Annotated in this window: 5 protein-coding genes; 2 read left to right on the top strand and 3 right to left on the bottom strand. The window is 49.9% G+C overall.

Translation table 11 applies throughout. The features are described 5' to 3' along the window. Window positions 1-59 precede the first annotated feature (59 nt). From KDK14_RS17075 to KDK14_RS17065, 3 genes are all read right to left on the bottom strand, one after another. Window positions 60-1,235 carry a hypothetical protein gene (locus KDK14_RS17075; RefSeq protein ID WP_257266387.1) on the bottom strand — a complete coding sequence of 392 codons (1,176 nt, stop codon included), beginning with the start codon at window positions 1,233-1,235 and terminating at the stop codon, window positions 60-62. A gap of 258 nt (window positions 1,236-1,493) precedes the next feature. Continuing rightward, entirely contained in the window at window positions 1,494-2,096 is a 603-nt protein-coding gene (locus KDK14_RS17070; RefSeq protein WP_257266386.1) for a Dyp-type peroxidase, read from the bottom strand. A 293-nt stretch (window positions 2,097-2,389) separates the two neighbouring features. Continuing rightward, window positions 2,390-2,752 (bottom strand): SPRY domain-containing protein, encoded by a 363-nt coding sequence (locus tag KDK14_RS17065; protein ID WP_306671589.1) that lies wholly within the window; start codon window positions 2,750-2,752, stop codon window positions 2,390-2,392. 287 nt (window positions 2,753-3,039) lie between these two features. On the opposite strand from KDK14_RS17065, the gene KDK14_RS17060 reads away from it, so the two are divergent. Continuing rightward, complete coding sequence (locus KDK14_RS17060; RefSeq protein ID WP_257266385.1) at window positions 3,040-4,416, top strand: MATE family efflux transporter; 1,377 nt, start codon at window positions 3,040-3,042, stop codon at window positions 4,414-4,416. Window positions 4,417-4,523: 107 nt separating this feature from the next. After that, window positions 4,524-4,799, top strand: coding sequence for a sulfurtransferase TusA (gene tusA, locus KDK14_RS17055; protein ID WP_257266384.1), 276 nt, complete (start codon window positions 4,524-4,526; stop codon window positions 4,797-4,799). Window positions 4,800-4,888 lie beyond the last annotated feature (89 nt).

The following is a 4,888-nucleotide window of genomic DNA, read 5'->3' as shown; positions in this document are numbered from 1 at the left end:
CAGTACCTGCCCAAGTAGCCAGAAATATTCGATTCCATATGGCCAGCTACTTATCATGTTCAGCCCTGTTGGTTGGTCGACACCAGCCATAAGGCAATTTTGGCGGGCATTGGGGCCTTGAGTTTTGGATCCCTGGCAATCTCGCTACTGAAAAAATCTCTGGTGAATTTATCACTTTTTCTCACGCCGTCAGCGGCAATCTCGTTGGTGAGTGTTGTGTTTTCACCAGCCCGGGCATGGTTCAGTATGCTGTGTGCTTTGGCTAAATCGCCAAGATTCTTCGGATTGATACCAAGGCTGGTCAATTCGCCCGCCAAATCGGGATCTCTTGAGGCAAATGAAACCAGCAAGGCTGCCGCTTTGGTCAGGGTAGCGCTGTTGTCTGCGCCCTGGCTCTTCAGTAATTTTTTCAGGTGATGCTGTTGATTGCCTCTCAGCAATTGAGTGATGGTTTTATCACTGTGCAGCTTCTCGATCAGGCCTGAATTGGCGTTGAACAACTGTTCTTGTAACGCCATGGTCTCCTTTTCCAGTTTTTCAGCACACAGCGCTTGGCGTGGGTAGGTTATGCGGGCAGTGAGATGGCTGGCTGTTGCCCGGTCGAAGTTTTTATATGGGATTGGCTTTTCGAAGTTACCGATTCCGGTATTGGCAGCAATCTGCATTTTGGCCATCAGCAGTGCGTTTTTCAGTTGCTCCTTTTGTTCCTCGCTAAAGTTTGCCTCCGGGAATTGGGAGTCAATAAAACTAGCCATTAACTGTTCCCGCCAGAAGCTCAAATTTGGCGATTGTTTCTCATACTCCGGAGGCAGGTTAATCTGGGTGCGGTTGTCCTTGTTGGCTTTTTCCTTCAACTGATTGCCGTCCCTCTGATTGTCAGGGGTATCCTGCAGTTTGCTGTTAGCAAACACTTTGATGGAATCCTTGTCAATGCAGTTGGTGAGGGTCAGGAGGATTTGAATGGCCTTGAGCTGGCTGGACTGTTCAATCAGGACATCCTCCAAATTAAAGGCACTGGTGAAGTTGTGACACATTTGTGCAATATCTTCAGCAGTAAGGATATTCGTGATGTTGCTATCAAGCGTGTTCAACCGGGTTGCCATCTCATCGGCACCTGGCAGATTGCCGAAGCTTTCCGCCGTAAACTGAGGCGCCGATGGTGCTGCGCCGGTCGCTGTGAAAGAGTGCTGGGGTGATGGGGGGAGATGAACCTGTGTCGCATCAACTTTGTACATGGAAACACCTGTATCGTTGGAGTTAGTTATTAATGGCTCATTGTCAAAACTGGCAATGTTTTGGGCATAAACCGGATATTGGGTCCATCTGCCTGTACTGCAGCAATCTGGACGTTATCTTAGACTATTGACCAACCGAAAAGTTTCATAAGCCGTGCAATTTGCTCCGGTGCCAGCAAAACGAGTGAGTGACCAAAACTCCTCAGAGAGCCCCTCAGAAGAGGTGCTGACAGTGGTTATTGATTTTCCTTCAAATATTCAATGCCAAAAATTCAAGGGAGGGGGCAAAGAAAGCACAGCCAGTAACTGTTCAGCACTGAACTCAATATTGTCCTCCCTGGTGCGGCCAATAATGGTTTCCTGATCCTGCAACGGACACTGTTCCCACTCCCTTAAATGATGGACATAGCGCTGGGTGTGGATATAACTGCCGCCGACAAAAGAACGATCCTCATCACCGACAAGCGCCACGGCTGCACGGTGCTCACCTTCTGGATTTTCAGTGCCATCCACAAACCGGGTCAGGTCGCGGCTGTCCAGATACCGGAAGCCACTGATGTCTTCCTGAACTTGTACCGTGCGGCCCAACGAGCGCAGCACCTGGCTCATCAGCAGGTAATTGATGTCCTTCCGGTCTGAGCGAATGTGCAGCAGCAGGTCGCCGGGTGTTGCAGGGGCTGCACGGCCACCATCGTTGATGGCCGTAAAAGGGTGCAGTGCCTTGGGTTTGCTGCCGGAATAAAGCCGGTCCCAGGCATTACTGCCAATGCTGATGGTTGAGCTGTGCCTGGCATCGGGGTACTGCCTTGCCAGAGTTTCAGTAAGCTCCGGAATGCTGGAAAGTGTCTGGCGGGTTTGCAATAGGCTGTCGCTGTCGCTTTCTTTGATCGTCAGTACCAGAAATTGGGCGTCGGTATTTTGGCATCCGGGGTGATGCCGGACTGAGGCGTTGGCATGGTCTTAAACCTTGAAAGTCTGTGAATTATGTGGTTTTGGTTGGTTCAGGTGAGACTTCACTGATTTTGATGGACTGATTATTATATTCTCATTACAGAGTCTTTATTACTGTCAGGGATCAATACAATCTTTTCTTAAATTAATAAGCATTTATTCAGGCGCCAACCCTGGACGGGTAGTAACTGAGCGTCAGTCATCTATTTGTCAGCAATGAATTTCTTGAGTGTGGGAGCGATAGGAAGGAGGGCGAGCTGCTGGGCAAATTGAACCCGATTTCTTATGACCAGCCTTGACAGATCTTGCAGGGAGAGAGGATTGGCATGACAACCCTTGATGTATTCGACTGAGATTTCTGCGTCTCCATAAACAGCGGACAATGCCACGAAAACAGTTTTATGCTTTAGTCCCGAAAACGCCTCGCCCAAATAGTCGTCGTTGGTTTTGAAACCGACGGTTCCTTTATTCATATCTATAATGCAGCTTATTATTGTTGGCACATTATAGGTACCGGATGATGTGACTTTGGGGTAACTGCCAATGACCTGGCCGTTATGAAGCAGTTGCTTGTTATTAATATCCCAGCCCCGGAGGACGCTGTGCTACCTGGGAAATTTGTGTAAACCGTTACATATTCAGGGGTTCCTTCCAGTGCGACTCCAATTACCGCATGGGATTCTCGCACGTGGGTTGGCCATTCAATATCCACCACATGAAGGTCATCGGTAAAGCCAGTATCTGACATGGCAATGTCTGTTCTATCCTCAGCCCGGTTTCGATGTAATTTGTAATCCTTTTGACAGTTTTAAAATGAAGAAGTTCTTATTTTGACCTTTATGATTTCCTGAATATGTGTGATCGAGACGAAGAGGGAGTTGACCCTTTGCTATCGGCTTCGGCAACTTATCGGCAGGTGTGGCATTTTGCCTGGCCCGCCATTATTTCCAACATTTCGGTACCGTTGCTGGGGCTGGTGGATGCTGCTGTCCTTGGTCATCTCTCGGCACCGGAATATCTGGGCGGTGTTGCCGTGGCGGCAACCCTGTTCAGCATGATTTTCTGGACTTTTGGGTTTCTGAGAATGGGCACCACCGGGCTGGTTGCCCAGGCCAGGGGTCGTAATGACCGTTATGCCCTGAGGCAGTGGTTGTTGCAGTCCGTGGTTTTTGCCGCTGTCACAGGCTTGCTGCTGATTCTCCTGGCCCCGTTGATGTTAAATTTTGCCTTGCCTTTATTCGCCGCCAGTGACCCGGTGGTGAGCCAGGCTGAAATCTACTTTCAGATTCGGATAGTCTCCGCACCCGCCGTTTTAGTGAACTATGGGTTGATTGGTTGGCTGATTGGCATGCAAATGCCCAAGGGGCCATTGCTTATCCTGGTTGTGGGTAATGGGGTCAATATTGTCCTGGACCTGTTGTTGGTTCTCGGTCTGGGCTGGGCAACCCGGGGTGCGGCGATGGCAACGGTGATGGCTGATTATCTGGCGCTGGCTGTTGGGTTGCTGATGGTCAGGCGAATTCTGGCCGGTGAGGATGGTCAGTTCAGTACTGAAATGGTATTTGATATGGTTGCGTTTCGTCGGCTGATCATGCTCAACCGTCACCTGTTTGTACGTACAGTGTGCCTGTTGGTTGTACAGGCATTTTTTACCGCTCGGGGCGCCCGGCTGGGGGATGAAGTACTGGCTGCCAATGCGCTGCTGCTGAATCTGATGGTGCTGATTGCCAATGGTCTGGATGGTTTCGCTCACGCAGCCGAGGCATTGACCGGTGAGTCCATTGGTCAGGGTGATTGCCCCCGGTTTTATCAGGTAGTCAGAATAACCGGTTGGTGTTCCCTGGTCTGTGGCGGACTGTTCTGCCTGTTGCTTGGTCTTGGCGGAAATGCCTTGCTGGGCTGGTTGACCAATATCCCGGAAGTTAAAGAACAAGCGTCTGTTTACCTTCCTTGGCTGGTCGCCATGCCGCTGATTTCGGTTTGGTGTTTCTGGTTGGATGGCGTCTTTATTGGTGCGGTCAGAACCGATATGATGCAGAATACGATGCTGATGGCCACGGTTCTGGTTTTTCTTCCGGTCTGGTTCCTGTTTCGTGATCTGGGAAATCAGGGCTTGTGGCTTGCTTATACGGTTTTTATGGCCGCCCGGGGACTGGGGCTGATCTGGGTTTATCACCATTTTAGTAAGGATAATGTCTGGTTTGTGACCCGACATGACCTTTTGCCGTGAAAAATATTTTGCTCAACCATTTTTCATCCCCGGGGGTGGCGCAAAATATTTTCACGTGCCATGGGCATTTGTGAGGAGCTGGTTTTGAAAGATCGGGTTAACGTTTGATGTCAGACAGGTTGCTTGAAAAGAGCGTTGGTACTATTAAAGCGCAGCATGAGCTGGATACCAGCGGCCTGTTCTGCCCGGAACCGGTGATGATGTTGCACAATAAGATCAGGGATATGGCACCGGGTGAAGTGGTTCGGGTACTGGCTACTGACCCTTCTACCCAACGTGATATCCCAAAGTTCTGTCATTTTCTGAATCACTCGCTGGTCCACCATCAAGAGACAGAAGCTGTTTATTTCTACTGGATTAGAAAAAGGGGTGGCAATGGGTAGGGGAGTGCCTCCCCCTTTAACGAACCTCGCGGAATTCGTAACTATTCTGTGAACCCAGCCAAACCAGCCCACCAAGCTGGTAAGGAATA

The sequence above is a fragment of the Endozoicomonas sp. ONNA2 genome, from assembly GCF_024606365.1.
In the GTDB taxonomy this organism is placed as follows: domain Bacteria; phylum Pseudomonadota; class Gammaproteobacteria; order Pseudomonadales; family Endozoicomonadaceae; genus Endozoicomonas.
Note: the sequence above shows the minus strand (reverse complement) of the source record. Positions and strands in the feature narration are given on the sequence as shown.

Bases quoted from the DNA above. Each gene is read 5' to 3' on its own strand.
- KDK14_RS17075 (WP_257266387.1), bottom strand. From the start codon at position 1,235: ATGTACAAAGTTGATGCGACACAGGTTCATCTCCCCCCATCACCCCAG.
- KDK14_RS17060 (WP_257266385.1), top strand. From the start codon at position 3,040: ATGTGTGATCGAGACGAAGAGGGAGTTGACCCTTTGCTATCGGCTTCG.
- tusA (WP_257266384.1), top strand. From the start codon at position 4,524: ATGTCAGACAGGTTGCTTGAAAAGAGCGTTGGTACTATTAAAGCGCAG.